The sequence below is a fragment of the Pseudomonas sp. MWU16-30316 genome (assembly GCF_020515645.1).
Classification (GTDB): Bacteria; Pseudomonadota; Gammaproteobacteria; order Pseudomonadales; family Pseudomonadaceae; genus Aquipseudomonas; species Aquipseudomonas cerasi.
In genome coordinates, this window is sequence record NZ_JAIZAZ010000006.1 from 282,444 (window position 1) to 308,768 (window position 26,325).

The 26,325-nt window shown below is 61.3% G+C and carries 19 protein-coding genes and 1 riboswitch; of the genes, 12 read left to right on the forward strand and 7 right to left on the reverse strand.

From position 1 onward, the window contains the following. Positions 1 to 33 precede the first annotated feature (33 nt). From LCH65_RS20045 to LCH65_RS20055, 3 genes are all read right to left on the reverse strand, one after another. A complete protein-coding gene (locus LCH65_RS20045) occupies positions 34 to 522 on the reverse strand; it encodes a MarR family transcriptional regulator (protein WP_003368537.1) in 489 nt (162 codons plus the stop codon). Between the two features lie 153 nt (positions 523 to 675). Further along, entirely contained in the window at positions 676 to 1,287 is a 612-nt protein-coding gene (gene miaE, locus LCH65_RS20050) for a tRNA isopentenyl-2-thiomethyl-A-37 hydroxylase MiaE (RefSeq protein WP_003368536.1), read from the reverse strand. An 84-nt stretch (positions 1,288 to 1,371) separates the two neighbouring features. Then, positions 1,372 to 1,842: a DUF1289 domain-containing protein gene (locus LCH65_RS20055; protein WP_002554470.1), complete on the reverse strand. Its 471-nt coding sequence runs from the start codon at positions 1,840 to 1,842 to the stop codon at positions 1,372 to 1,374. Positions 1,843 to 2,244: 402 nt separating this feature from the next. Between LCH65_RS20055 and acnB the strand changes: the two genes are divergently transcribed. Beyond that, positions 2,245 to 4,845 carry a bifunctional aconitate hydratase 2/2-methylisocitrate dehydratase gene (acnB, locus tag LCH65_RS20060; protein WP_072364424.1) on the forward strand — a complete coding sequence of 867 codons (2,601 nt, stop codon included), beginning with the start codon at positions 2,245 to 2,247 and terminating at the stop codon, positions 4,843 to 4,845. Between the two features lie 107 nt (positions 4,846 to 4,952). Continuing rightward, positions 4,953 to 5,117, forward strand: a riboswitch (yybP-ykoY riboswitch). A gap of 7 nt (positions 5,118 to 5,124) precedes the next feature. Beyond that, positions 5,125 to 5,694, forward strand: coding sequence for a manganese efflux pump MntP (mntP, locus tag LCH65_RS20065; protein WP_004414091.1), 570 nt, complete (start codon positions 5,125 to 5,127; stop codon positions 5,692 to 5,694). An 84-nt stretch (positions 5,695 to 5,778) separates the two neighbouring features. Here mntP and LCH65_RS20070 read toward each other — a convergent pair whose 3' ends face one another. After that, positions 5,779 to 10,635 (reverse strand): NAD-glutamate dehydrogenase, encoded by a 4,857-nt coding sequence (locus tag LCH65_RS20070; RefSeq protein ID WP_226439741.1) that lies wholly within the window; start codon positions 10,633 to 10,635, stop codon positions 5,779 to 5,781. A 367-nt stretch (positions 10,636 to 11,002) separates the two neighbouring features. On the opposite strand from LCH65_RS20070, the gene LCH65_RS20075 reads away from it, so the two are divergent. The 10 genes from LCH65_RS20075 (at position 11,003) to LCH65_RS20120 (ending at position 24,115) form a co-directional block, all read left to right on the forward strand. Then, positions 11,003 to 11,362, forward strand: a complete 360-nt coding sequence (locus LCH65_RS20075; RefSeq protein WP_004414094.1) for a hypothetical protein — start codon at positions 11,003 to 11,005, stop codon at positions 11,360 to 11,362. Positions 11,363 to 11,410: 48 nt separating this feature from the next. Next, on the forward strand, positions 11,411 to 12,157 hold the full coding sequence (locus LCH65_RS20080) for an amidohydrolase family protein (RefSeq protein WP_122241199.1): 747 nt from the start codon (positions 11,411 to 11,413) through the stop codon (positions 12,155 to 12,157). Positions 12,158 to 12,366: 209 nt separating this feature from the next. After that, on the forward strand, positions 12,367 to 13,326 hold the full coding sequence (locus LCH65_RS20085; RefSeq protein ID WP_003342804.1) for a MoxR family ATPase: 960 nt from the start codon (positions 12,367 to 12,369) through the stop codon (positions 13,324 to 13,326). 4 nt (positions 13,327 to 13,330) lie between these two features. After that, positions 13,331 to 14,275, forward strand: a complete 945-nt coding sequence (locus LCH65_RS20090) for a DUF58 domain-containing protein (protein ID WP_003318876.1) — start codon at positions 13,331 to 13,333, stop codon at positions 14,273 to 14,275. Further along, positions 14,272 to 14,766, forward strand: coding sequence for a DUF4381 domain-containing protein (locus tag LCH65_RS20095; protein ID WP_004414100.1), 495 nt, complete (start codon positions 14,272 to 14,274; stop codon positions 14,764 to 14,766). Before LCH65_RS20090 ends, LCH65_RS20095 begins: the two co-directional genes overlap by 4 nt. After that, positions 14,759 to 15,817, forward strand: a complete 1,059-nt coding sequence (locus LCH65_RS20100) for a VWA domain-containing protein (protein ID WP_004414102.1) — start codon at positions 14,759 to 14,761, stop codon at positions 15,815 to 15,817. Before LCH65_RS20095 ends, LCH65_RS20100 begins: the two co-directional genes overlap by 8 nt. Beyond that, complete coding sequence (locus tag LCH65_RS20105) at positions 15,814 to 17,532, forward strand: VWA domain-containing protein (RefSeq protein ID WP_226439742.1); 1,719 nt, start codon at positions 15,814 to 15,816, stop codon at positions 17,530 to 17,532. The genes LCH65_RS20100 and LCH65_RS20105 overlap by 4 nt, the downstream gene beginning before the upstream one ends. Next, positions 17,529 to 19,187, forward strand: coding sequence for a BatD family protein (locus LCH65_RS20110; RefSeq protein WP_024661609.1), 1,659 nt, complete (start codon positions 17,529 to 17,531; stop codon positions 19,185 to 19,187). The genes LCH65_RS20105 and LCH65_RS20110 overlap by 4 nt, the downstream gene beginning before the upstream one ends. Positions 19,188 to 19,229: 42 nt before the next feature. Then, a complete protein-coding gene (locus LCH65_RS20115; protein WP_024661610.1) occupies positions 19,230 to 20,474 on the forward strand; it encodes an exonuclease SbcCD subunit D C-terminal domain-containing protein in 1,245 nt (414 codons plus the stop codon). Then, complete coding sequence (locus tag LCH65_RS20120) at positions 20,471 to 24,115, forward strand: AAA family ATPase (RefSeq protein WP_226439743.1); 3,645 nt, start codon at positions 20,471 to 20,473, stop codon at positions 24,113 to 24,115. Before LCH65_RS20115 ends, LCH65_RS20120 begins: the two co-directional genes overlap by 4 nt. 228 nt (positions 24,116 to 24,343) lie before the next feature. Here LCH65_RS20120 and LCH65_RS20125 read toward each other — a convergent pair whose 3' ends face one another. From LCH65_RS20125 to LCH65_RS20135, 3 genes are all read right to left on the reverse strand, one after another. Next, entirely contained in the window at positions 24,344 to 24,526 is a 183-nt protein-coding gene (locus tag LCH65_RS20125; RefSeq protein WP_003305416.1) for a hypothetical protein, read from the reverse strand. Positions 24,527 to 24,702: 176 nt separating this feature from the next. Then, the gene (locus LCH65_RS20130) at positions 24,703 to 25,875 is read right to left on the reverse strand and encodes a lactonase family protein (RefSeq protein ID WP_003368506.1); all 1,173 of its coding nucleotides are present in this window, start codon (positions 25,873 to 25,875) and stop codon (positions 24,703 to 24,705) included. Positions 25,876 to 25,955: 80 nt separating this feature from the next. Then, positions 25,956 to 26,240: a DUF5629 family protein gene (locus tag LCH65_RS20135; protein ID WP_003368505.1), complete on the reverse strand. Its 285-nt coding sequence runs from the start codon at positions 26,238 to 26,240 to the stop codon at positions 25,956 to 25,958. Between the last annotated feature and the right edge of the window lie 85 nt (positions 26,241 to 26,325).

Consider the following 26,325-nt stretch of genomic DNA (forward strand, 5'->3'; position numbering starts at 1 on the left):
GATCAGGCTCACGCCTGCCAACACGTCGGCTGCTCAGCTTTTAGCTTTGGGGTTGAAGCTCAAACGAGTCAGGGTGATGTGGTCATCGGCAGCCACCAGCACCTTGGTGAGAATTCTTTTCAGGCTCTCGACCTCTTCACTGTCGAGCGCGGCGAACGTGTCATTCATCGCGTCGGCGCCAATCTGCGGCAACAGATCGGAAAGCGCCTGTCCCTGCTCGGTCAGCGCCAGACGCACCTGACGACGATCGGTCGCGGAGCGCTTGCGCACCACCAGCCCTTTCTGTTCCAGACGATCGAGCATGCGGGTCATCGAACCGCTGTCCAGTGACAGGTGCCGACACAATTCCACGGGGGTATCGGTAGAAAACTGGGCAATGATGATCAGCACCTTGAACTGCGCGAACGTCACGTCATAGGGCAGCAGGTACTTGTCGAGCATGCGGTCTTTGAGCGCATTGGTACGACCGACCAGCAGCCCGATGAGGCTGGATTCGAAATTGTCGGGGCTGAAATGTTTCACGGATTGACCCAGATAGCTGCCTAGGCAGTGATTGCAAAATATTACTGCCTAGGCAGCCGTTGTCAAAGCATTTATTAGCGTGCTTACTAAATCCCCATAAAAAAACGACCGCTGGCAAGGCGGTCGTTTTGGGGGGCGGACGTGCGAGAGGAATCAGGCGGCGACAGGGACGCCACTGTGAAAGCGGAACTCTTCGTCAGGACTTTCGATCAGCTCACGCTCGGCCAGACGGATCTCCTCGATCTTGGCATCGACATCAGCCTTGTCGCCATAGCTGTAAGCCAGCTTGAGGTAGTCCTGAAAGTGCCGCGCTTCGGACTTCAGCAGACCGCCATAGAATTTGGCCAGCTCTTCGTCAAGATGCGGCACCAGCGCGGCGAATCGCTCACAGGAACGAGCCTCGACGATGGCACCGACGATCAGCGCATCGGTCAGCCGGTAGGGGTTGTGATTACGCACCAGCTTGCGCAGCGCTCCGGCATAACGGGCCGAGCTGATGTTGGCCATGGGGATCTGGCGCTTTCTGATAATGCTGATGACTTGCTCGAAGTGGCGCAGCTCTTCCCGGGCCAGACGCGACATCTTGCTCAACAGGTCGAACTTGTCGTTGTACTGAAACATGAACTGGAACGCAGCCCCGGCGGCCTTCTTCTCGTTGTTCGCATGGTCGATCAGCAGGATGTCCAGATTGCGCAGCGCGGCCTGGACCCAGCTGTCGGGGGTGCGGCAAAGCAGAAAGGCTTCGATTTCAGGGATCGGGTACATAGGCTCACAGAATGACGGAGAGGCACGGCCGCGCATTATACGAGGAGCCACGGTACCTCGCGACACAAAAGCATGCCGGTTTTGTCAGGCGCCGAATGCGTCGCGCAGAAAGCCCGGCGCGATATAGCGCTGATAGTGCGCCTCGGAGAGCAGGAAAAACTCGCGGTCGATGGCATCGCGCAGTTCCGGCAGCGTCCAGTCGCGAAACTCCGGCAACAACACGAAACCGTAGGCCTCGACCTGGCTGATGACCCGTGCGCCACGGGCGATCAACTGGTAAGCCCAGCAGTATTCGGACTGGTGTGGCACAAAGCGGATCTTGCGCTGGGTCAGCTGCGCACGCAGCTTGTCGGCATCGAAGACTTCGAGCTTGGCAGTCATCACCTGGACCAGCAGTTGCTCCAGACGCAGCCAGACCGCTCTTTTTTCATCCTCGTTATAGCCGTTCCAGTGGATGACCTCGTGGTGGAAGCGCTTGCAGCCACGGCACACCAGATCCCCGTAAACAGTGGAGCAAAGGCCGACGCAGGGGGTTTTGATAATGTAATCGGGCATGTCAGGCAGGACTGGGGAAGGCGAAACAGGGGCTCATGTTAGCCCTTTGTCTAAGCAAGTTCACCCCCGAAGATGTAGGGGCTAACTTACCTTCGGCAAAGTTTTGGCGTAGAATCAGCGAGCCTTTTAAGGCGCCAATGTCCGTTGGAAGCTGTTTTCAAAGCGTCACGAGCACAGTCAAGTTAATCCCGCAGTGCGGCGTCGACAGGCCATTCCCTCATCACGAATGGCCGTGTCGACCGCCACTCCCCCCGCCCTGCAGGCGTAAAACTTTGAAAACAGCTTCTGTTAGGAATCACCGCTACCCTGCCAACAAGGCTCAATAAGCCTTGCGTGGGTACGGGCGGTTTCTGGATGAGCGTCCCGGACACCCATTTGGGACCACTGATGAGGGTTAATACTGTGCTTGAAGCCTACCGTAAACATATCGAAGAGCGTGCCGCCCAGGGCATCGTGCCCCAGCCGCTTAACGCCGAACAAACTGCAGGCCTGGTCGAGCTGCTGAAGAATCCCCCGGCTGGCGAAGAAGCTTTCCTTGTCGACCTGATCACCAATCGCGTTCCGCCAGGCGTTGACGAAGCTGCCTACGTCAAGGCCGGTTTCCTGTCTGCCCTGGCCAAGGGCGAAGCCACTTCTCCCCTGATCGACAAAAAACGCGCTACCGAACTGCTCGGCACCATGCAAGGTGGCTACAACATCGTCACCCTGGTTGAACTGCTCGACGACGCCACCCTCGCGCCAGTCGCTGCCGAACAACTCAAACACACCCTGCTGATGTTCGACGCCTTCCACGACGTGGCCGAAAAAGCCAAGAACGGCAATGCCCACGCCAAGGCTGTCCTGCAGTCCTGGGCCGACGGCGAGTGGTTCAAGAAGCGTCCGACGCTGGCCGACAAGATCAGCCTGCGCGTCTTCAAGGTCACCGGCGAAACCAACACCGACGACCTGTCCCCTGCCCCTGATGCCTGGTCGCGTCCAGACATCCCGCTGCACGCACTGGCCATGCTGAAAATGGCCCGTGACGGGATCGTCCCTGACGTCCAGGGCTCTATCGGCCCGATGAAGCAGATCGAAGAAATGCGCGGTCAGGGCTTCCCGATTGCCTACGTCGGTGACGTGGTCGGTACCGGTTCCTCGCGTAAATCGGCAACCAACTCGGTACTCTGGTTCTTCGGCGACGACGTCCCTTACGTCCCGAACAAGCGTGCCGGCGGTTTCTGCTTCGGCAGCAAAATTGCTCCGATCTTCTACAACACCATGGAAGATGCTGGCGCTTTGCCAATCGAATTCGATGTCTCGAACATCAACATGGGTGACGTGATCGACGTCTACCCCTACGCTGGCAAGGTCTGCAAGCACGACAGCGACGAAGTCATCACCACCTTCGAAATGAAGACCCCGGTGCTGCTCGACGAAGTCCGCGCTGGCGGCCGTATTCCGCTGATCATCGGCCGCGGCCTGACCAGCAAGGCGCGCGCCGAACTGGGCCTGCCGGAGTTCGACCTGTTCAAGACCCCTGACCAGCCAGCTGAAAGCACCAAGGGTTACACCCTGGCGCAGAAGATGGTCGGCAAGGCATGCGGCGTAGCGGGCGTTCGTCCGGGCACCTACTGCGAACCGAAGATGACCACCGTCGGCTCCCAGGACACCACTGGCCCGATGACCCGCGACGAACTGAAAGACCTGGCGTGCCTGGGCTTCTCGACCGACCTGGTCATGCAGTCGTTCTGCCACACCGCAGCCTATCCGAAGCCTATCGACGTCAAGACGCACCACACGCTGCCTGACTTCATCATGACCCGCGGCGGCGTTTCCCTGCGTCCGGGCGACGGCATCATCCACAGCTGGCTGAACCGCATGCTGCTGCCGGACACCGTCGGTACCGGTGGCGACTCGCACACCCGCTTCCCGATCGGTATCTCCTTCCCGGCCGGTTCCGGCCTGGTGGCGTTCGCCGCTGCAACGGGCGTCATGCCGCTGGACATGCCTGAATCGATCCTGGTTCGCTTCAAGGGCAAGATGCAACCTGGCATCACCCTGCGCGACCTGGTTCACGCCATTCCTTACTACGCGATTCAGGCTGGCCTGCTGACCGTAGAGAAGAAAGGCAAGAAGAACGCATTCTCCGGTCGCATCCTGGAGATCGAAGGCCTCGACAACCTGAGCATCGAACAGGCTTTCGAGCTGTCCGACGCCTCTGCCGAGCGTTCGGCTGCCGGTTGCACCATCAAGCTGGCCAAAGAGCCGATCATCGAATACCTGAATTCGAACATCACCCTGCTGCGCTGGATGATCGAACAGGGTTACGGTGATCCGCGCACTCTGGAGCGTCGTGCTCAGGCGATGGAAGCCTGGGTTGCCAACCCGGAGCTGCTGGAAGCCGACAAGGACGCCGAGTACGCCGAAATCATCGAAATCGATCTGGCCGACGTCAAGGAGCCTGTGCTCTGCGCGCCGAACGACCCGGACGATGCCCGCCTGCTGTCTTCGGTACAGGGCGAGAAGATCGACGAAGTGTTCATCGGCTCCTGCATGACCAACATCGGCCACTTCCGCGCTGCGGGCAAGTTGCTGGATCAGGTCAAGGGCCAGCTGCCGACGCGTCTGTGGCTGTCGCCGCCGACCAAGATGGATGCTCACCAACTGACCGAAGAAGGCTACTACGGCATCTACGGCAAGGCTGGCGCGCGCATGGAAATGCCGGGCTGCTCGCTGTGCATGGGTAACCAGGCGCGCGTGGAACCGAACTCGACCGTAGTGTCGACGTCGACCCGTAACTTCCCGAACCGTCTGGGTGACGGCGCGAACGTCTATCTGGCCTCGGCCGAGCTGGCGTCCGTTGCGTCTATTCTGGGTCGTCTGCCGACGGTCGAAGAGTACATGAGCTACGCCAACCAGATCGATACCATGGCAGCGGACGTGTACCGCTACCTGAGCTTCGATCAGATCGCCGAGTTCCGTGAAGCCGCTGCGAACGCCAACATCCCGGCCGTTCAAGTGTAAGCACGAAAGCAGGCACCATAAGAACCCCATCCTCGCGATGGGGTTTTTTTTGCCCTCAATCGAACACGTACATATATTTTTCACATTCACATGGCTATAGTGGCGGCCCTTGTTGGGGAGTAGCCTGCTCTTGACTCCGGTCACAGAGCGTTCGCATCAACATTCTCGGCAGCATGCCGTGGTGCGAACACCTTCTGGTTGGCGAGACCAACGATGCATCCATGCCTAAAGTCGGGCGTGTGGTTGCGTCGTTGACTCATAGCCCGACTGGATATAACCGTGAATCCGATTTCCCTCCTCTTTCTCGCGCTCGCCATGTCCACGGACGCCTTTGCTGCGGCCCTTGGTAAAGGAGCAAGCCTGCATAAACCGCGCTTTCTCGAAGCATTGCGCACGGGCCTCATATTCGGCGCCATCGAAACCATCACGCCAGTCATAGGCTGGGGTATCGGCCAGGTGGCTGCGCGCTTCGCCGAGAGCTGGGACCATTGGATCGCTTTCACTCTGCTGCTGGTGCTCGGCCTGCACATGATCTACAACGGCATCAAGCAAGACGATGACGAAGAGCAGGAAAAGCCGGGGCAGCATTCTTTCTGGATTCTTGCCGTCACCGCATTCGCCACCAGTATCGATGCACTGGCGGTCGGCGTAGGCCTGGCATTTGTCGACGTCAATATCGTGGTTGCCGCCCTGGCCATCGGCCTGGCGACTACCGTCATGGTCACCATCGGCGTGATGCTGGGCCGGGTACTGGGCACCATGGTCGGCAAACGCGCTGAAATCGTTGGCGGTATCGTACTGATCGTGGTCGGTGCAACGATTCTTTACGAGCATCTGTCGGCGCTGTAATCGACTTACAGAACGCGTCGAGCAGACAAAAAAACCCGCATCTTTCGATGCGGGTTTTTTATGGGTACAACTTTTACAGCCCGATTACACGGTGATGCCCTGCCCGCTCATGGCCAGGTCCAGCAGCTCGCGGTTGGCAACCGCGTACATCGCGTAATCCGTACCGCTTGCCGCACGGAGTTCGACCAGCATGGCACGCCAGCGCTCGACCATCAGAGCATGCTGTTCCAGCCACAGGGCCAGACGCGCGTCGATTTCCGAAGGACCGTCGGCCATCTGCAGAACAGACACGGTGATTGCCCGCTGTTGCCAGTCGACATCGTCACGGAACGCTTCACGCGCCAGCGCCTGCCAGTTGTTTTCCACCGGCAGGCTGCTGATCTGTTGCAAGTACCAGGTTATGTCCAGCGCGCTGCCAACGGCAAAGTACGCCTTGGCGACATCGGCAGCGTTCTGCCCGGTCACATCGGAGGCTTCGATGATCGGCAACAGCGTGTACAGATGTGTCGTACCGGCGACCATGCGCGCCAGCAGTTCCGGCACACCGGCTTCGACATACGCCTGATAACGGGTCTGCCACATCTCGCGGGTAGGCCCTTCCAGCAGCTCGTCAAGCTTGAGGCCCAGTGCAGCAAGGTGCGGACCGAAGTGCGCCACGTCACGGCCAGCGTCCAGTTCATTGCGACGACTGCGCAGGAACCAGCGCGTGGCACGACGCCCCAGACGCATCAGCTCATCCATCAGCGCCAGCTGGATTTCCGCCGAAACCTTGTAGTCCAGCGCCTCGATCTGACGGAACCAGTGCGGCAGGTGGAAGATGTCACGCACGATCACGTAGGCACCGGCCACCGCAGCCGCGCTCATGCCGGTCGACTCTTTGAGCCGCTGCACGAAGGTGATGCCCATGTGGTTGACCAGATCGTTGGCGATCTGCGTGCTGACGATCTCGCGCTTCAGACGATGGCCGCGCATGGCTGTGGAAAACCTGGCGCCCAGCGAAGGCGGGAACGCGGTTTCCATATCACGCGCCAGATAGTCGTCATCCGGCACACGGGATTCCAGCAACGCTTCCTTGAGGTCGATCTTGCTGTACGAGATCAACACCGACAGCTCGGCACGACTCAAGCCCTGCTTGGCTGCAATCCGCTCGGCAATCTGCTCTTCGGCAGGCAGGAATTCGATGGCACGATCAAGCTTGCCACGCGCCTCCAGGTCACTCATCAGACGCTTGTATTCGGCAATCCGCTCGTAAGCGCGACGGGCTGCCAGCGACAACGCCTGGGTCTGCTTGTAGTTGTTGCCCAGCACCAGGTGGCCTACTTCATCGGTCATGCTTTCGAGCAACTGATTGCGTTGCTTCTCGGTCATGTCACCGGCCTGCACCACTTCGTTGAGCAGGATCTTGATGTTCACTTCGTGGTCGGAGCAGTCCACACCGCCCGCGTTGTCGATGAAGTCGGTGTTGGTCGCGCCGCCATTGAGGCCGAACTCGACACGGCCCAGCTGGGTCATGCCCAGGTTGCCGCCCTCGCCCACCACCTTGCAGCGCAGCTCGTTGCCGTCGACGCGCAGCGCATCGTTGGCCTTGTCGCCCACATCGGCATGCGATTCTTCGCTGGACTTCACGTACGTGCCGATACCGCCGTTCCACAACAGATCGACCGGCGCCTTGAGCAGCGCATGCAGCAGTTCGGTCGGGGTCAGCTTGTCGGCCTTGATATCGAAGCGCGCCTTCATCTGTTCGGTGATGGCGATACTCTTCAGGCTGCGCGGGAAGATCCCGCCGCCAGCGGACATGATGCTGGTGTCGTAGTCGGTCCAGGACGAGCGCGGTAGATTGAACAGGCGCTGACGCTCTGCAAAGCTGCTGGCCGGGTCCGGATTCGGATCGATGAAGATGTGCAGGTGGTTGAACGCTGCGACCAGTTGCAGCTTGTCAGACATCAGCAGGCCGTTGCCGAACACGTCACCGGCCATGTCGCCGATACCGATCACGCTGATGCTGTCCTGCTGCACATTGATGTCGCGTTCACGGAAGTGACGCTGCACGCCCACCCAGGCGCCCTTGGCGGTGATGCCCATCTTCTTGTGGTCGTAACCGGCAGAACCACCGGAAGCAAAGGCGTCACCCAGCCAGAAGCCGTAATCGATGGCAATGCCGTTGGCGATGTCGGAGAACGTCGCCGTGCCCTTGTCGGCGGCCACCACCAGATACGGGTCATCGTCGTCATGACGCACGACGTTGACCGGCGGCACCAGCGTGCCTTCCTTGAGGTTGTCGGTAATGTCCAGCAGCCCGGAGATGAAAATGCGGTAGCAGGCGATTGCCTCGGCCTGCACTTCGTCGCGGTTGCCGGTGGTCGGCAGGCGACGCGGCACGAAGCCGCCCTTGGCACCTACCGGCACAATGACCGAGTTCTTCACCTGCTGGGCTTTTACCAGGCCCAGCACTTCCGTACGGAAGTCTTCCTCGCGGTCCGACCAGCGCAGGCCGCCACGCGCCACGTTGCCGAAGCGCAGATGCACGCCTTCGACACGCGGCGAATAAACGAAGATTTCAAACTTGGGCACCGGCTTGGGCAACTCGGGAATCAGGCGCGGGTTGAACTTGAAGCTGAAGTAGCCCTTGCTCTGCCCGTTGGCATCGGCCTGATAGAAGTTGGTCCGCAGGGTTGCCTTGATCAGGTCCAGATAACGACGCAGGATGCGGTCTTCGTTGAGCACCTGCACGTCGTCCAGCGCAGTCAGAATCGCCTGTTCGAGACGCAGCTGCTTGTCGTCAAGATCGTCGGAACCCAGCTTGCGCGCCAGATAGAACCGGGTCTTGAACAGACGCGTCAGCTCGCGGGCGATGTCGGTGTGGTTGTTCAGCGTGGTGGCGATGTAACCCAGGTCAAAGCCCAGACGAATCTGCTTCAGATAGCGCGCATAGGCACGCAGCAGTGCCACGTCGCGCCACGGCAGGCCGGCGGTGAGTACCAGACGGTTGAACGCATCGTTTTCGGCATCGCCGCGCACGATGTGCACGAACGCATCCTGCAGAGTGTCGTTGAGCTGCTGGATATCGAGGTTCAGACCTTCGCCGTAAGTAAAGGCGAAATCATGAATCCAGAACTCGCGACCGTTGGCATGATGCAGGCGGTACGGGAACTCGCCCAGCACCCGCAGGCCGAGGTTTTCCAGAATCGGCAACACGTCGGACAGGGCCAGCGGTGTATCGGCGTGATACAGCTTGCAATGCAATTGCTGGCGGCCACCGGCCAATGGCTGGTAGAAGCTCATCACCAGCGGATTGGCTTCGCTGAGGCTCAGTACGTGCTGCATGTCGACGACTGCCGAATGCGCCGCAAAACGCTCGCGGTAGCCAGCCGGGAAGCCTTTCGGGAAGTCGGCCAGCACATTGGTGCCGTGCGCTTCACCGAAGCTTTCAACCACCAGACTGGCGTAGTCGTCCTTCCACGAACGGCACGCCTGAATGACTTCGTTTTCCAGCTGGGCGACGTCGATCTCCAGATTGATCTTCGGGTCTACGCGCAGAATCAACTGCACCCGCGCCAGCACCGATTCAGAGAAGAACGTCCAGAACTCGCAATCGCTGGCCTTGAGGCGATCCATCAAGACCTGCTGGATCTTCTGGCGCACTTCGGTGGAGTAAACGTCGCGTGGCACATAGGCCAGGCAGTAGCAGAAACGCCCGTACGGATCCTTGCGCAGGAACACGCGAATCTTGTTGCGCTCCTGAATCTGCACGATGGACATGACCGTGGTGAACAATTCGTCCACCGGCGTCTGGAACAGGTCGTCACGTGGCAGCACTTCGACCACCTGCGCCAGTTCCTTGCCCAGGTGCGCCTTGGCGTCGAAACCGGAGCGACGCTCGACCTCGGCGACCTTGCGACGGATGTACGGAATCTGTCGCACGCTCTCGCCATACACCGACGAGGTGTACAGGCCCATGAAACGACATTCCTTGATGACCTTGCCCGACGCGTCGATCTGCCGGATCGAAACGTAATCCGGGTACGCCGGACGGTGCACGCGGCTTGGATGCGCCGCCTTGGCAAACGACAGCAGCACCGGTTCCTGCAGGTATTTCACCGCGTAGTCTTCGATGTGCAGCTCTTCGCGGGTCAGACCAGGGCGCAGCAGTCGGGTCAGCCCCAGGAAGGACGACTCGTCGTAGACCAACTGGCCGCCTTCGGCGTCGTTACGCACTTCGAACTCTTCGTAGCCCAGGAAGGTGAAGTGGTTGTCCACCAGCCATTGCAGGAAGACCTTGATCTCGGCTTTTTCCTCGACGTCGGTGTTGGACTCGTTGGCATCGATACTGGCCAGCAGCTCGTGCAGACGCGCTTTCATCGGCCCGAAATCTTCGACGGCAGCGCGTACTTCGCCCAGCACCTGCTCCAGCTCGCGCGCCAGCACGTTCAACTCGCTGACGTTGGCGCAGCGGTCGATCTCCAGGTACATCAGCGATTCCTGCAGCACGTCGTCGCCGGCGGTGCCTTTGGGCAGCAGCTCGAGCAATTCGCCAGCAGCGCCGCGACGCACGCTCAGCACGGTGGTCTGCAGGGTGTGGATGCTGTAGCCGCGGCGGTTCAGCTCGGTGCGGACGGAGTCGACCAGAAACGGCAGGTCATGATGCAGCACTTCAACGGCAGTGTGAGTCGATTGCCAGCCGTGGCGCTCGTAATCGGGGTTGTAGACCCGGACCTGCGGGTGAGCATGTTCGAAACGCTCCAGCAGGCGCCATGCGGACAAGGTGCAGCCTGCCAGGTCGGAAAGCCGCCGCTGGGTGAGTTCGTCGAGGGAAATAATGCCGAAGAATTGCTCGGCGAACAGCGCCACTTGTGGCAGTGCCTGTTCGCTGATGTGCTGAGCCAGTGCCGCTTGCAGTTGATGCTGGAAGTCGGCCTTGCTGGCTGCGGTGAAGAACGCCATCTGTGGTACTCCGCTTTGGCTTTTATTGGGGAGGCTTGAAGAAGGTGTTGAAACCGGGGTGCCCTTGCATCCAATCGCGTGGGCATCACCTGATCGAGTGTAAAGCTAAAGTAGTAACGCGCGCCGTGTCAGGGTAGTCACATTTGTACATTGGAGTGAAAAAACGCTACGCGCACCCGACACCGTACACCACTTGTCCGTCACGCAGCTTAACGAGAGCTGAGCGCACACTGCTTACGAGGCTGCGACATATTCGGTCATCAGGTCGCGATACACTGCGCACGATGGTGCCAATATCGCCCGACATTATTTGCCCGGGACTGGCAAAATTCACTCACGCCTTACCTGGACAGACCCGGAGCCACCCATGCAAATCAAGACTGCCAGCCTCATCGCCAACCCGTGCGACGACGAATATGACGATATGGCGCTGCTCTGCTGCCACGCAGAAAACGGCATGCTGTTTTCCCTGACCCGCTTCCCGGACGAGAACGAAGTGGAAATCACCGTCAGCGACGACAAGTCACTGAGTGTGTCCAGCCTGAAAGTAACCTTCAGTGCCGAGCGCCTGCTGGTGGAAATCGACACGCAGGACGCCAAGCAGCTCGATGGCCACCATCAGTACGAAATTCTTCACGCCACCGATGCAGGCGAGTTGCAGGACGTTCACCAAACGTTACAGGTCATTCTCGAAAACGTCGGTGAGTACACCAGCACAATCAGCTGATGATCAAAAAAGCGCTAGAGTGAGTACTTCGCCGAACAGGAGTGTGTCATGAACCGCATTTTCGACGCCCACTGCCACATCATCGACCCGCATTTCCCGCTGATCGCCAATAACGGCTATCTACCGGAGCCGTTCGGTGTCGCTGACTACCTTGCGACGGTCCAGCCGCTGGGCGTTCAGGGCGGCGCGGTGGTGTCCGGTTCCTTTCAGGGCTTTGATCAGGGATATCTTCTTCAGGCCCTGCGCCTGCTGGGACCGGGTTTCGTCGGTGTCACGCAATTGCCCGCCAGCGTCACCGATGCAGAGCTGGACAACCTGAACGCGGCAGGCGTGCGCGCCTTGCGCTTCAACCTCAAGCGCGGCGGCTCGGAGCAGCTCGACCAGCTGGAGGCACTGGCCTTGCGTGTCCATGAACACGCAGGCTGGCACTCCGAGCTGTACATCGACTCGCGAGAACTGGCGCCCATCGAAACACGCCTGCGCAAACTACCTGCCATCAGCATCGATCACCTGGGGTTGAGTGCCGAAGGGCTGCCCGTGCTCCTGCGCCTTGCCGAGCACGGTGTTCGGGTCAAGGCCTGTGGTTTCGGCCGTGTTGACTTTCCGGTGCGCGAGGCGCTCAGGGATATCCACGCCGCCAACCCGAATGCCCTGATGTTCGGCACCGACCTGCCGTCGACCCGCGCACCCCGCCCCTTCAGACCTGACGATATTGAACTGTTGATCGACGCACTGGGCGAAAGCGGCGCCCGTCAGGCGCTGTGGGAAAACGCGGCGGACTTCTATCGACTCTGACGCCGTGGTTCCGAGAGCCATAGCCAGCCTTCCTACATGGATACCTATGTATCATGTAGGACAATACCTGCATAAATGACAGGCACTTCTCTAAATGCAATAAAAAACGCGGTAGTCGTTAGTCGATACCTGCCTGGATGGATTAAAGTATCGCCCCCAGCTCAGCAGTCACCAGACACCGCTGTTCGCCCTGCCAGGAACCGTCACCGATGGAACATCGTGAAGCGCTGATTGCGCTGCGAACTTTTCTTTCAACGCAGATCCTTGGCCAGGAAAAGCTGATCGAACGCCTGCTCATAGCTCTGCTTGCCGACGGCCACATGCTGGTCGAAGGCGCTCCCGGCCTGGCCAAGACCAAGGCCATCAAGGAGCTGGCAGAAGGCATCGAAGCCCAGTTTCACCGCATTCAATTCACCCCCGACCTGCTGCCTGCCGACATCACCGGTACGGAGATCTATCGCCCGGAAACCGGCAGCTTCGTGTTCCAGCAAGGGCCGATCTTCCACAACCTGGTGCTGGCCGACGAAATCAACCGTGCGCCGGCCAAGGTCCAGTCGGCGTTGCTCGAAGCCATGGCCGAACGGCAGGTCAGTGTCGGGCGCAGCACCTACGACCTGTCGCCGCTGTTTCTGGTCATGGCGACCCAGAACCCCATCGAGCAGGAAGGCACCTACCCGCTGCCCGAAGCCCAGCTCGACCGTTTTCTGATGCACGTCAAGATCGGCTTCCCGGATGCCGCCGTCGAACGCAAGATCCTTCAACAGGCGCGTGGCGAAGCCCTGAACGGCGAAACCAAGCCGGAGCGTCGCGTCAGCCAGCAGGCGATCTTTGCCGCACGCAAGGAAATCCTTGGCCTGTACATGGCCGATGCGGTCGAGGAATACCTGGTGCAACTGGTCATGGCCACCCGTACCCCGGCCAAGTTCGACCCTGAACTGGCCGAATGGATTGCCTACGGTGCCAGCCCGCGGGGTTCCATCTCGCTGGACCGCTGTGCCCGTGCACATGCCTGGCTGGCCGGACGCGACTTCGTCAGCCCCGAAGACATTCAGGCGGTGCTGTTCGATGTCTTGCGCCACCGGGTCATCCTGTCGTTCGAGGCCGAAGCGGCCGGTATCGATCAGGATCGCGTGATTCAGCGCATCCTCGACGTCGTGGCCGTCGCCTGACCCCATGCAACCCTACCTGATCCCCCAGCCGGGCATCCGCGTCAGCCTCAGCGAGCTGATCGAGATGCGTCATCGGGTGCGGGAAGTGCAGCTGTTTTCCACCCCGAGCCAACGCAGCCCGCTGATCGGCCTGCACCATTCCAAGTTGCGCGGGCGTGGTGTGGATTTCGATCAGGTGCGGGTCTATCAGGCCGGTGACGATGTGCGCAGCATCGACTGGCGCGTCACGGCACGCACGCAGGAGCCGCACACCAAGCTGTTCCATGAGGAACGCGAGCGGCCCATTTTCATTCTGGTGGAACAGAGCCGACGGCTGTTCTTCGGCTCCGGCCTGATGTTCAAGTCGGTACTCGCGGCTCAGGCGGCCGCGCTGATCGGCTGGGCGGCGCTGGAACACAACGACCGAGTCGGCGGGTTGGTGTTCGGCGATAACGAACACTACGAGATCAAGCCGCGACGCAGCAAACAAAGCCTGCTGCAGTTGCTCAACCGGCTGGTGCGGGTCAATCAGTCGCTGCATACCGAGATTCCGCCAGACCGCGATGCGTTCGGCACTGCGCTGCGTCGCGCACGGGAAGTGCTGCGCCCCGGCAGTCTGGTCATCGTCCTCTGCGACGAGCGCGCCCTGTCCGATGCCGCCGAACAACAACTGAGCCTGCTGTCACGGCACAGCGACCTGCTGTTGCTGCCGCTTTCCGACCCACTGGACCGCGCCCTGCCCGCTGCCGGTTTGCTGCGCTTTGCCGAACGCGGCGCGCAACTCGAAATCGACACCCTCAACCCCGAACTGCGCCGCGCCTACCGACAACAGGGCGAGGAGCGCACGGCGCGCTGGGAGTTGCTGGCGCAGAAGCTGCGGGTATTGCTCATGCCATTGAGTACCCAGGCGGAGCTCGTCGAACAACTGCGCGAATACCTCAACGCGCGACGTCCGGTGAAGCGCAAATGAATCCCCTCGATCAGCTGGAGCCGCTGATTGCGCCCGAAGCCGTCGGCTTCTGGCCGCTTGCGCCGGGCTGGTGGCTGCTGCTGTTGCTGATCCCCGTGGCGGGCTGGGGTCTGTGGCGCTTGCGCAAACTGCTGCCGGCCAAGGCCCGCAACGTGCGCAGCGAACAGCCGCTGGACCCGGTTCGCCTCGCCGCGCTGGCGGAACTGGCCAGCCTGCCGAAACCCTACGACGGCGCGCCGGCCGGTGCCTGGCTGCAGCAGATCAACGGCCTGCTCAAGCGCCTGTGCCGTAACCACTACCCACACAGCCAGAGCCATACCCTTAACGGCCGCAAATGGCTGGCGTTCCTCGACAATCGCTGCCCGGCGGCCGGCCTGACGCGCTGGATGATTCTGGTTGAAGGCGCTTACAAGCCCGAGTGCAAACTGGACGACAAGGCCATCACCGGCCTGACTCAGGCAGTCGATACCTGGATCCGCAAACATGTTTGAGTTCGCCTGGCCGTGGGTCTTCGCCCTGCTGCCATTGCCGTGGCTGATGCGCGCCCTGCTGCCCATGGCCGACAGCGGCGAGCCCGCGCTCAAGGTCAGCTTTCTCAGTGAACTCGAAGGCCTGAGCGGTCGCCGCGCCAAAGCCAATCTGCCGGTGTGGAGACAGCGTGCGCCGTTCTTGCTGATCTGGCTGTTGCTGCTGATCGCCACGGCGCGACCGCAGTGGCTGGGCGAGCCGCTGCCGGTGGCTGCCAGCGGCCGCGATCTGCTGGTGGCGGTCGACGTGTCTGGCTCGATGGACTACCCGGACATGCAATGGAAAAGCGATGAAGTCAGCCGGCTGGTGCTGGTGCAACAACTGCTCGGTGACTTTCTCGAAGGCCGCAAGGGCGACAGGGTCGGCCTGATCCTGTTCGGCACCCAGGCGTTTGTTCAGGCGCCACTGACCTATGACCGCCGCACTGTGCGGGTCTGGCTCGACGAGGCGAGGATAGGCATTGCAGGCAAGAACACCGCACTGGGCGATGCCATCGGGCTGGCCCTGAAACGTCTGCGTATGCGTCCGGCCACCAGTCGTGCGCTGGTGCTGGTCACCGACGGCGCCAACAACGCCGGTCAGATCGATCCGATCACCGCCGCACGCCTGGCTGCCGAAGAAGGGGTGAAAATCTACCCGATCGGCATCGGCTCGGACCCTGACAAGGACGCGCTGCAGAGCGTACTTGGCCTCAACCCCAGTCTTGATCTGGACGAACCGACACTCAAGGAAATCGCCAGCCTAAGCGGTGGCCAGTATTTCCGCGCGCGCGATGGCGACCAACTGGAAAAAATCCGCGCCACCCTCGATGCCCTGGAGCCGGTGGCACAGCAGCCCACCCAGGCGCGTCCGGCGCAAGCGCTTTATCAATGGCCACTGGCGACAGCCCTGCTGCTGAGTGTGCTGCTGGTGCTGCGTGAGTTGTGGCCGAACAACGCCCTGCAACGCCTGCTGACGGCGGTGCGTTCCATCAACTGGCGTGAGCGCTGCAAAAGCCTGTGGAGGTCGCGATGATCAGCGGGCTCTGGCCGCACTGGTTTCGCCCGGAATGGCTGCTGATCACGCCACTGCTGGCGCTGCTGATCTGGCGACTCTGGCACCGGCAGAAACGCGCCGGACGCTGGCAAATGCTGCTGCCCACTCACTTTCACGAGGTGTTGCTCAACGGTGGGCGCGGCAGCAACAGCAAACTGCCATGGGTCGCGCTGGGGCTCGCCTGGTTGCTGGCCCTTTTCGCCTTGCTGGGCCCCAGTTGGCAGCGCGTCGAACAGATCAGCCAGAAACCGGTCGATCCATTGGTGGTGATTCTCGAACTCACCCCACAGATGCTCGCCACCGACACGCCCCCTACCCGTCTGGAACAGGCAAGACGCAAGCTGCTGGACCTGTTGCAAAAGCGCAGCGATGCGCAGACCGCCGTCGTTGTCTACTCAGGCAGCGCACATACTCTGGTGCCGCTGTCCGATGACCTGGTCACCAGCCACAACCTGCTGGAAGCCATCAGACCGTCGATCATGCCGGTGACCGGCCAGCGCGCCGATCTGGCCGTGCAGAAAGCGCTGCACCTGCTCAAACAGGGCGCATTGGGTCAGGGGCGGATTCTGTTGATCACCTCGTCGCTGAGCGAACAGGAACGTCAGGGCATCCGTGCCGCGTTGCGCGGGCAATCGCCGCCACTGCTCATCCTCGGGGTCGGCACGCCCGAAGGCGCGCCGGTCACACAGGAAAACGGCAGCCTGCTCAAGGACGATCAGGGTGCGATTCTGGTCCCGCGCCTGGACAGCACCAGCCTCAACGAATTCGCCGATCAGGTCGGTGGCAGCTATCGCCAGGCACGCGGCGATGAAGAGGACTTGCGCAGCCTTGGTCTGTTGGCCAGCCCTCGACACATGAGCCGCGACGGCCAGGTCGTGCAACTCGACACCTGGGCTGACCAGGGCCACTGGTTGCTGCTGCCCCTGCTGTTCATCGCGGCACTGGCCGGTCGGCGCGGCTGGCTGTTCTGCCTGCCGCTGATATTCATGTTTCCGCAGAACAGCCAGGCGTTCGAGTTTCAGGACCTGTGGCTGCGTCCCGATCAACAGGGCCAGCGGTTGCTGGAACAGCACCGGCCAGCCGAAGCTGCGCAACGCTTCGAAGACTCGCGCTGGAAAGGCGTGGCGTTGTACCAGGCGCAAGACTACGCCAGCGCCGCCCGGCAGTTTGCCGAAGGCAACAGCGCCGCCGACCACTACAATCGTGGCAATGCGCTGGCCCGTAACGGCGAGCTGGCAGCGGCACTGGATGCCTACGAGCAGGCCCTGGACCGGCAGCCCGACTTCCCTGCGGCACAAACCAATCGGGCACTGGTGCAAAGTCTGCTGGATCAGACCGAAGAGCAAAAGCCTGCCCAGGACGAACAGAACAAGGCCGATCAGGGCGAAGAAGGTCAGCAGGCGTCGCAAGATCCCAATAGCAGCGCTTCACCCGCCGAGCAGAACCCGTCCCGATCGGATCAACCCGGCACCAGCGAAAGCCTGCCGCCGGACAGCAGCGCCCAGGCCACCTCGGGCGAGTCGGCAGACGACGAACAGACCACCCGCCCGCCGCTTCAGTCCGCCGACAGCACCATGACCGGCGAGCGGCGTCAGGAACTGGAGCAGTGGCTGAGGCAGATTCCGGATGATCCGGGCGAACTGTTGCGGCGCAAATTTCGCTACGAACAGCAACATCAGGAAAAGACCCGATGAGTCGTGTTTACACCTTATTGATCGGCCTGCTGCTGAGCCTGATCACCTTGTCGCTGCAGGCTGCGCAACTGACCGCCAGCGTTGACCGCACGCGCCTCAACGCCGGGGAAACCGTCGAGTTGACGCTGGAAACCGACGATGTGACGCAGTTCGGCAAGCCGGACATGAGCGCCTTGGAAAGCAGTTTCGAGGTGCGCGACACGCGCCAGCTCAACAGCCTGAAAACCCTGGATGGCAGCAGCCAGGCAACGACGCGCTGGATCGTCACCCTGCTGCCTCGCGAGACAGGAAGCGTGTTGATTCCGTCGCTGCAACTGGGCGAGCTGAAAAGCCAGCCGCTGACCTTGCAGGTCCTGCAGAGCGAGCCCCAGGAGCAAGGCAACCATCTGGCATCGATCTTTATTGAAGCGAGCCTGGATCAGGACAGCGTGTATGTTCAGGCCCAGGCCGTGCTGACCCTGCGCGTCTACCACTCGGTTTCGCTGTTCGACGACAGCAGCCTGAGCCCCTTGCAAGTGCCGGACGCACGGGTCGAAAAACTCGGTGACTCGCGCACTTACGAAAAGCTGATCAACGGTGTGCGCCACGGGGTCATCGAGACACGCTACGCGATCTACCCGCAGCAGAGCGGCGTGCTGAAGATACCGGCGCAAGTGTTCAGCGCCACGCTGGTGCAGACGCCTGCCGAGGGTTCGCAAGCCCAGGACAGCAATCCGTTCGGTCCGCAGCCGGGCCGATCGGTGCGGGTCAAGTCCGCCGAAGTGCCGTTGACCGTCAAGCCCAAGCCTGCCGACTACCCGGCCGATGTCGCCTGGTTGCCGGCACGCAGTATCAACCTGGAAGAAAGCTGGAGCCCGGAGCCCGGCACTACGCAGGTCGGCGATTCGCTGACCCGCACCCTGACGCTCAAGGCCGAAGGGCTGGCCGGCGCGCAGCTGCCACCTCTGCCGCCCACAGAAGTACCTGGCCTGCGGCGTTACCCGGATCAGCCACAACTGCGCAACCTGCCCAGCGAACGCGGCCTGATCGGCACGCGCGAAGAACGCGAGGCCCTGGTGCCAGCCCGCGCCGGGGCAATCGACCTGCCTGCGGTTGAAGTGACCTGGTGGAATACCCGCGAAGATCATCTGGAGCACACCAGCCTGCCCGCGCGCACCCTGCAGATCAGCAGCAACCCCGGTCTGGCGGTGGACACCCCGGTGAACAACGACATGAGCGGCGTGACCGTGATCGGTCCGCCAGTCTGGCCGTGGCAGATGAGCACATTGCTGCTGCTTTGCACCACACTGCTCGGTTTCGGCCTGTGGTGGCGCGCCCGTGGACAGCCGGCAATCGCCCGGGCCGTGCAGACCGGGCCCAGCCCGCGTACCGTACTCGATGACCTCAAACGCGCCTGCCTGGCCAATGACCCGCAGGGCACCCGTCAGGCGCTCGACGCCTGGGCACGCCAGCAACCGGAAACCCTGGCCGAAATGGCCGCGCGTTTCGTGCCGCTGTCCGATGCCCTGGACGGTCTCAACGGTGCGCTGTACAGCGAAACCGGCAAATTGTGGCTGGGCGGCGACCTCTGGCGCGCGGTGCGCAAGCTGCCCGCCGCCGAACATATTCAGGACCCGGCAGGTGATGCCGGGTTGCCGCCGCTGTATCCCAAATAAGGATGCAGCTCAGGCAACACCCCTATACGACAAGGTAAACCAATGCGTCTGTTTCACACCTCTGACTGGCACTTGGGTCAGAACCTGCACGGCCAGGAGCGGGATTTCGAACACGCCTGCTTCCTGAACTGGCTACTGGCCCGTCTGGCCGACCGTAAACCGGATGTACTGTTGATCGCGGGCGACATCTTCGACACCGTCAACCCGCCGGTCAAAGCGCAGGAACGCCTGTACGACTTCATCGTCAACGCCCACGAGCAGCAGCCGCTGCTGACCATCGTGATGATCGCCGGTAACCACGACTCCGGCTCGCGTATCGAACTTCCCGCCCCGCTGATGCGCCGCTTGCGTACCCACGCGCTGGGCAGGGTAATGTGGCTGGACGATGGCGTGCTGGATGCCGAACGCCTGCTGTTGCCGTTGCCGGACGCCAATGGCGACATCAAGGCCTGGTGCCTGGCGCTGCCGTTCCTGCGTCCCGCCGAAGTCACCGGTCCGACCCTGGGCGATGACTACCTGCGTGGCATCGGCCGGGTGCATGAGCTGCTGATCGCGGCGGCTGACCTCAAGCGCCAGCCCGGTCAGGCATTGATCGCCATCAGCCACGCCCACATGGCAGGCGGCTCGGTCTCGGAAGACTCCGAACGCAGCCTGATCATCGGCAACGCCGAAGCCCTGCCGGCCAGCCTGTTCGGGCCGAGCATCACCTATGTTGCGTTGGGCCATCTGCACAAACCGCAGCGGGTCAACGGCGAAGAGCGCATTCGCTACAGCGGCTCGCCGATCCCGCTGTCCTTTTCGGAAATCAGCTATCAGCACCAGATTCTGGAGATCAATTGCGACGGCGAGACGTTGACCAGTGTCGAGCCGCTGTTCATCCCTCGCGCCGTCAACCTGCAACGCCTCGGGTCTGCGCCACTGGCCGACCTGCTGGTACAGCTCAAGGCGCTGCCGGACATCGACCTGCTCGCCGATCCGGACCGCCAGCCGTGGCTGGAAGTACGCGTGCGCCTGGATGAACCCCAGCCGGACCTGCGCAACCAGATCGAAAACGCCCTACAGGGCAAGGCCGTGCGGCTGGTACGCATCGGTGCCGAATATGCCGGCAAAGGCAGCGCGGACGGCAGCGAGGGTGACGCCACGCTGATCGAACTGGACCAGCTCACGCCTCAGGAACTGTTCAGCCGTGCCTGGCAGGACAACTTCGGCAGCGAGGTCGACGAACAGACGCTGACCGATTTCGCCACGCTGCTGCGCGAAGTCCAGCAGGAGAGCGAGCTGCCATGAAAATCCTCGCCATTCGCCTGAAAAACCTGGCCTCGCTGGCCGGCCCCTTTGAAATCGATTTCACTGCCGAGCCGCTGGCCAGCGCCGGACTGTTTGCCATCACCGGTCCTACCGGCGCGGGCAAAAGCACCCTGCTCGATGCCTTGTGTTTGGCACTGTTCGGGGCGATTCCGCGGCTGAGCAATATCGGCCAGTCCAAGGTCCCGGACATCGACGGCGACATCACCACCAGCGACCCACGTACCCTGCTGCGCCGCGGCACGGGCAGCGGTTACGCCGAGGTGGACTTCATCGGCATCGATCAGCGGCGTTATCGCGCGCGCTGGGAAACCAATCGCGCGCGCGACAATGCGACCAAAAAACTGCAGGCCAGCCGCCAGACCCTCACCGATCTGGACAGCGAGCAAATCCTCAGCAACCAGAGCAAACGCGAATTCGAGCAATTGATCGAAAATCGCCTGGGCCTGAACTTCGAGCAGTTCACCCGCGCCGTGATGCTTGCCCAGAGCGAGTTCAGCGCGTTCCTCAAGGCGGATGACAAGGAACGCAGCGAGCTGCTGGAAAAGCTCACCAACACTGCGATCTACAGCCAGCTAGGTCGGCGCGCGTACAGCAAAAGCAAGGAAGCCGAAGACGCCCTGAAAACCCTGACTGCGCAGGCCAGCAACATCATCCCGCTGGCCCCGGAACTGCTGGCTGAACTGGAACAACGCCTGAGCGACGCGCAGCAGCAGCTCAAGGCCCATCAGACACAGCAACGGCAACTGGAAATCAAACAGCAGTGGCTCACCGAACTGCACCGTCTGCGTGATGAACAGCTCGCTGCCCAGGAAGCCCTGCACAGTGCGCAACAGGCCTGGGACGACCACAGCGGAGCACGCAAGACCCTCGGCCAGCTGGAACGCCTGGGCCCGCAGCGTCATCGCTTCGCGCGTCGGATCACGCTGAATGCTCAGCTTGATCCGCTGGCTGAACAGATTCGCCAGCATCAGCAACAGCAGACCTCGCTGCACGACCAGCAGCAACAGCTGGAAAGCCACCGTACTCAGGCGCAGGCCAGTTTGCTGGAAGCCCAGCGAGCCCACAGCAGCGCCAAACCGCTGTTGCTGCAGGCTTTCGAAGCCCAGAACACCCTGAATCACCTGGCCCAGGAAATGGCCAAGGCGTCCGACCTGCACCAGCAGAGCGAGCAGCTCTGCATCCAGGGCCAGACCAGCCTGCAAACCCTGCTCGATCAGCAACAGCAGGTGGCTCAACGTCTGGAGCGCATTGCCGGGCAACTGCAGCACAGCAGCGAACTGGCGCCACTGGCTCAGGCCTGGAACGCGTGGCGTGACCGCCTGAAATCCCTCACGCTGATCGCCAATCGCCTCAAGCACGGGCACAGCGAGCTGCCTGCCCTGCAGCAACGTGCCAACACTGCCGATCAGCAGCTGACCGAGCAACGCAGCGCGCTGGAGTTGCTGTACCGCGAAGCCGATTGCGAAGTGGAGGCAGTGACCGAACAGGTGCAGATCCTCGGCAGCCTGTTGCAGGACAACCGCAAACAGCAGCGTGCCTTCGAGGAGCTGGCCCGTCTGTGGGCCAGTCAGCAGGACGTCGACCGGCAACTTGCCGAGCTGACCCAGCAACAGCAGAGCGCCCAGCAGCAACGCGAACAGCTCAACAGCGAAGGCCTTCGCGTTCGTGATGAACTGACCGTCGCCGAGCAGACCCTGACCGTTACCCGGCAACTGCTGGAGCGCCAGCGCCTCGCCCGCAGCGCCAGTGTCGAGGAGTTGCGCGTGCAGTTGCAGGACGACCAGCCCTGCCCGGTCTGCGGCAGCATCGAACACCCTTGGCATCAGCCGGAGGCGCTGCTCGAAAGCCTCACGCAACACGACGACAACGAGCAGGCCAGCGCGCAGAAAGCCGTGGACCTGCTGACCGAGCAACGCAATCAATTGCGTGAGCAGGTCGGTGGCGTGATCGCCCGGCAGAAAGAGCTGCTGCGTCAGCACGAACAGCTCAACGCGCGCCATCAGGCCCTGGCACCGGACCTGGAGTCACATCCCCTCGCCGCCCAGTTACTCGACCGCGACGCCGAGAAGCGCGACAGCTGGTTGAGCCAGCAATTGAGTCAACTGAGCGAAGTCATCAGCCGTGACGAGCAACGTCAGCAAGCCTTGCTGACCCTGCAAAAAGACGCTGCACGCCTGCAGCAGCAGCTGCAGGCGGCGAGCGAAGCCAGCCAGAGCGCTGCGGGCCATGTTGCCGAGCAGCTCAAGCAACTGGAGGTCGACGGGCAGCGGCTGGAAGAAGAACTGACGGCATTCACGCCGCTGGTATCGCCCCAGGTGCTTGAAGGTCTGCGCAGCGATGCATCGGCGACCGTGCTGCAGCTAGAACAGCAGGTGACACAGCGTCTCGATCAGCTGGAGCAGCAACACGAAGAGCAGCAGGAGCAAACCGAGCGTCAGCAGAAGATCGAGAAGCAGCAGGTCGAGCAGCAGACTCGCGTGCACCGCCAGACCGAACTGGCGCAGGAAGTCACCCGGCTCGGCGAGCAACGGCATAACAGTCAGCAGACACTTGCCGGTCTGCTGGGCGACCACGCCAGCGCAGAGCAATGGCAACAGGCGCTGGAGCAGACTATCGAACAGGCCAGACAGGCAGAAAGTCTGGCGGCGCAGGCGCTGCAGGATATCCACAATCAACTGATTCAACTGGCTGCCGAGCTAAAGTCCGAACAGCAACAGCAGCAGGCCCTGCAACAGGAACTGGCTGAACTTGATGTGCAGATCAGCGAATGGCGCGCTCAGCATCCGCAACTGGACGATAGCGCGCTGGACACCCTGCTGACCTACGACGACGCACATATCGAGCAACTGCGTGTGCAATTGAGTAGCACCGACAAGGCGCTGGAGCAGGCAAAAGTATTGCTGCAGGAACGCGATCAGCGCCTGCAACAGCATCAGGCGCAACACAGTGATCTGACCGACAGTGCGCAACTGGAAGCATCGCTGCAACAGGCCCATGAACAGTCGGCGCTCAGTGAGCAGCACTGCGCCGACCTGCGTGCCGAGCTCAGTGAAGATCAGCGCCGCCGCAACGCCAGCAGCGAACTGCAGACGCGCATCGCCGACGCCAACAGCGAATACCTGCGCTGGGCACGTCTGGCTTCGTTGATCGGCTCGGCAGAAGGCGACAGGTTTCGCAAAATCGCCCAGGCCTACAACCTTGACCTGCTGGTCCACCATGCCAATGCGCAGCTCAGGCAACTGGTGCGCCGTTACCGCCTGAAACGCGGCGGCAGCATGCTCGGTCTGCTGGTCATGGACACGGAAATGGGCGACGAACTACGCTCGGTTCATTCGCTGTCCGGCGGGGAAACCTTCCTCGTCTCGCTGGCACTGGCGCTGGGCCTCGCCTCGATGGCATCCAGCACCTTGCGCATCGAGTCACTGTTCATCGATGAAGGTTTCGGCAGCCTCGATCCGGAATCGCTGCAACTGGCGATGGACGCCCTCGACGGCTTGCAGGCGCAGGGCCGCAAGGTCGGCGTGATTTCCCACGTCCAGGAAATGCACGAACGAATCCCGGTGCAGATCAAGGTACGTCGTCAGGGCAATGGATTGAGCACAATCGAGGTGGGCAACTGAGGGACCTGCGACGCGGAACGTGAGGCACGGCAGTTGACTATCGTTCCTCACGCTGCGCGTGGGAATGCCGTTCTGGACGCTCTGCGTCCGCCTCCTGAATGTTGTGCCACCAGCGCTTTCGCGAACAGGCTCGCCTGACATTCCGTGCATGGTCTGCCACGCATTGGGCAGTAAGTCGCAGGGACCTGTGTGGGCGAACATGCTCGCGAAAGCGTGACGGCTGATCAATCACTGGGCAGATTTGTGGTCCAGCGCTGCGTAGAAATTAGCGCTCTGCTGCAGGTATTTGGTTGTGTACGTCTGAGTCGCATGGGCTTTCTTGTCGTTCACTTCGACACTGGCGCTGGCCGGAAGAGCGACGCTTGCCGAGATAGCAGATGCAGCGATGATGGAGAAAAGATTGAAATTCATGTCGGTCACCCCTCTTGTCTGTCTGTACGCTGGTTTGAAGTCCTGACCGTTATGGCCGTGACTCAAACTTACGCCCGAGGGTGGTTCAGCAGAAATCTTTTGTAGCACTAACCCATATCATCAAGAATGATAACGGCTCCAGCCCTTGTATCTTGGGGGCTGGAGCCGGGGGCAGCTTACTTGTCGTTCAGAAAACGCAGGTACGAAGGTGCATCGGCATCGAATTTCTGCACCGTTTCACCGATCTTCCCGCTCTGCGGATCACGGCGTACGGTCACGATCTGGTTGCTTTTCTGATTGGCGAACAGCATGAACGTGCCGGTCGGATCGAAAGCGAACTCACGTGGCTCCTTGCCTTCCAGGGAGCGACGCTGAATTTCTTCAAGCTTGCCGCTGGCCTGATCGATGCGGAACACCACGACCTGATTCGCGTCACCCCGATTGGTCACGTACAGAAACTTGCCATCCGGTGAAGTGTGCAAGGCGCCACCACCGTTTTTCTCTTCCACGCCCTTGTTCTTCATGTCGACCAGTTGGGTCTGCTTGAAGCCGCCGTCATGGTAGTCGAACACTGCGACCTGGGCGGTCATTTCCAGCACCAGCCAGGCATGCTTGCCATCCCCACTGAAAAGGGTATGCCGGGGTCCGGAGCCGCCCGGCAACTGCACGAACGGCACCTTGGCTGGCTGCAATGGCTTGGCCTGGCTGGCGTCGTACTGATAGACAAACAGCTTGTCAGCGCCCAGGTCGGCGGTCACCACGTACTTGTCATCCGGGGTCGGCACGGCCAGGTGCACATGCGACGACATCTGCCGCTCACTGTTGACCTTGCTTCCAGGACCCAGCGGCAGCACCTGAACGGCTTCGCTCAACTTACCGTCCTTGCCCACCGGTACCACGGTCAGCGCACCGCCCGGGTCGGGGTTTACGGCGTAGTTGGCCACGAACAGGTAACGGCCATCGTAGCTCAGGCTGGAGTGCGTCGGTTCTTCACCACGGCTTTGAACCTGATTGATCGGCGTGATCTGACGGGTTTTCGGGTCGATCGCAAAGCTGCTGACCTTACCGACCACGTCTTTTTGTCCGGGGCCATTTTCATTGACCGCGAACAGGTAGCGCTGGTCTCTGGAGACGGTCAACCACGACGGGTTTTCGGCTTTGACCACTTGCAGCGGCTTGGCGCCGATCATCCCGGTTTTGCTGTCGAAGGCAAAACGATAGATCCCTTCACTCTTGCCTTGCGTGTAGGAACCTATCAGCAATTCAGTATCGGGCATGGCTTGGGCCTGCAGGGTAAATGCGCTCATGGCACTGGCAATCGCCAGCCACGGCAGAAGTTTATGGGGCATGGGGGCATCCCTTGTTATCGAAGTTATTGATGCCTGTTACGGCACTGTCGGGGTCTATGACAGCGCCAGCCCGCATTTACTCAATCCTGCGCAGAATCATCTTCATCGGAAGGGGTGAAGGCATCCAGGCAGATGATCCGGTGATCGGCGTTGCCGTCGTTGATCACCCAGCTTTGCAGGGATTCATCGAAGGTCGCAGCATCGACTTGCGCCTTGGTGAAGCGCCATACCTTGCGCTCGCGGCCGTCCATGCATTCGACGTTCAGTTCCTCGCCCAGAGAGAAGTCCCAGGCGTGCAGACCGTCGATTTCCAGCATGGTGGTGGCTTCGAGTGCGGCGAGCAGTGTGGTGGGTGTGGTAGTCATGAAATTCATCCGGCCAGCAAAAGCGCGAATGATAGGGCAAAAGGCAGGCGTAGATACAGTCGGAGCGCAAGTAGAGCCGTACCAG

Bases quoted from the DNA above. Each gene is read 5' to 3' on its own strand.
- LCH65_RS20080 (WP_122241199.1), top strand. From the start codon at position 11,411: ATGAACCGCATTTTCGACGCCCACTGCCACATCATCGACCCGCATTTC.
- LCH65_RS20100 (WP_004414102.1), top strand. From the start codon at position 14,759: ATGTTTGAGTTCGCCTGGCCGTGGGTCTTCGCCCTGCTGCCATTGCCG.
- LCH65_RS20125 (WP_003305416.1), bottom strand. From the start codon at position 24,526: ATGAATTTCAATCTTTTCTCCATCATCGCTGCATCTGCTATCTCGGCA.
- LCH65_RS20120 (WP_226439743.1), top strand. From the start codon at position 20,471: ATGAAAATCCTCGCCATTCGCCTGAAAAACCTGGCCTCGCTGGCCGGC.
- LCH65_RS20075 (WP_004414094.1), top strand. From the start codon at position 11,003: ATGCAAATCAAGACTGCCAGCCTCATCGCCAACCCGTGCGACGACGAA.
- miaE (WP_003368536.1), bottom strand. From the start codon at position 1,287: ATGTACCCGATCCCTGAAATCGAAGCCTTTCTGCTTTGCCGCACCCCC.
- LCH65_RS20055 (WP_002554470.1), bottom strand. From the start codon at position 1,842: ATGCCCGATTACATTATCAAAACCCCCTGCGTCGGCCTTTGCTCCACT.
- LCH65_RS20085 (WP_003342804.1), top strand. From the start codon at position 12,367: ATGGAACATCGTGAAGCGCTGATTGCGCTGCGAACTTTTCTTTCAACG.
- LCH65_RS20115 (WP_024661610.1), top strand. From the start codon at position 19,230: ATGCGTCTGTTTCACACCTCTGACTGGCACTTGGGTCAGAACCTGCAC.
- LCH65_RS20095 (WP_004414100.1), top strand. From the start codon at position 14,272: ATGAATCCCCTCGATCAGCTGGAGCCGCTGATTGCGCCCGAAGCCGTC.
- LCH65_RS20110 (WP_024661609.1), top strand. From the start codon at position 17,529: ATGAGTCGTGTTTACACCTTATTGATCGGCCTGCTGCTGAGCCTGATC.
- LCH65_RS20070 (WP_226439741.1), bottom strand. From the start codon at position 10,635: ATGGCGTTCTTCACCGCAGCCAGCAAGGCCGACTTCCAGCATCAACTG.
- LCH65_RS20130 (WP_003368506.1), bottom strand. From the start codon at position 25,875: ATGCCCCATAAACTTCTGCCGTGGCTGGCGATTGCCAGTGCCATGAGC.
- LCH65_RS20135 (WP_003368505.1), bottom strand. From the start codon at position 26,240: ATGACTACCACACCCACCACACTGCTCGCCGCACTCGAAGCCACCACC.
- LCH65_RS20105 (WP_226439742.1), top strand. From the start codon at position 15,814: ATGATCAGCGGGCTCTGGCCGCACTGGTTTCGCCCGGAATGGCTGCTG.
- LCH65_RS20090 (WP_003318876.1), top strand. From the start codon at position 13,331: ATGCAACCCTACCTGATCCCCCAGCCGGGCATCCGCGTCAGCCTCAGC.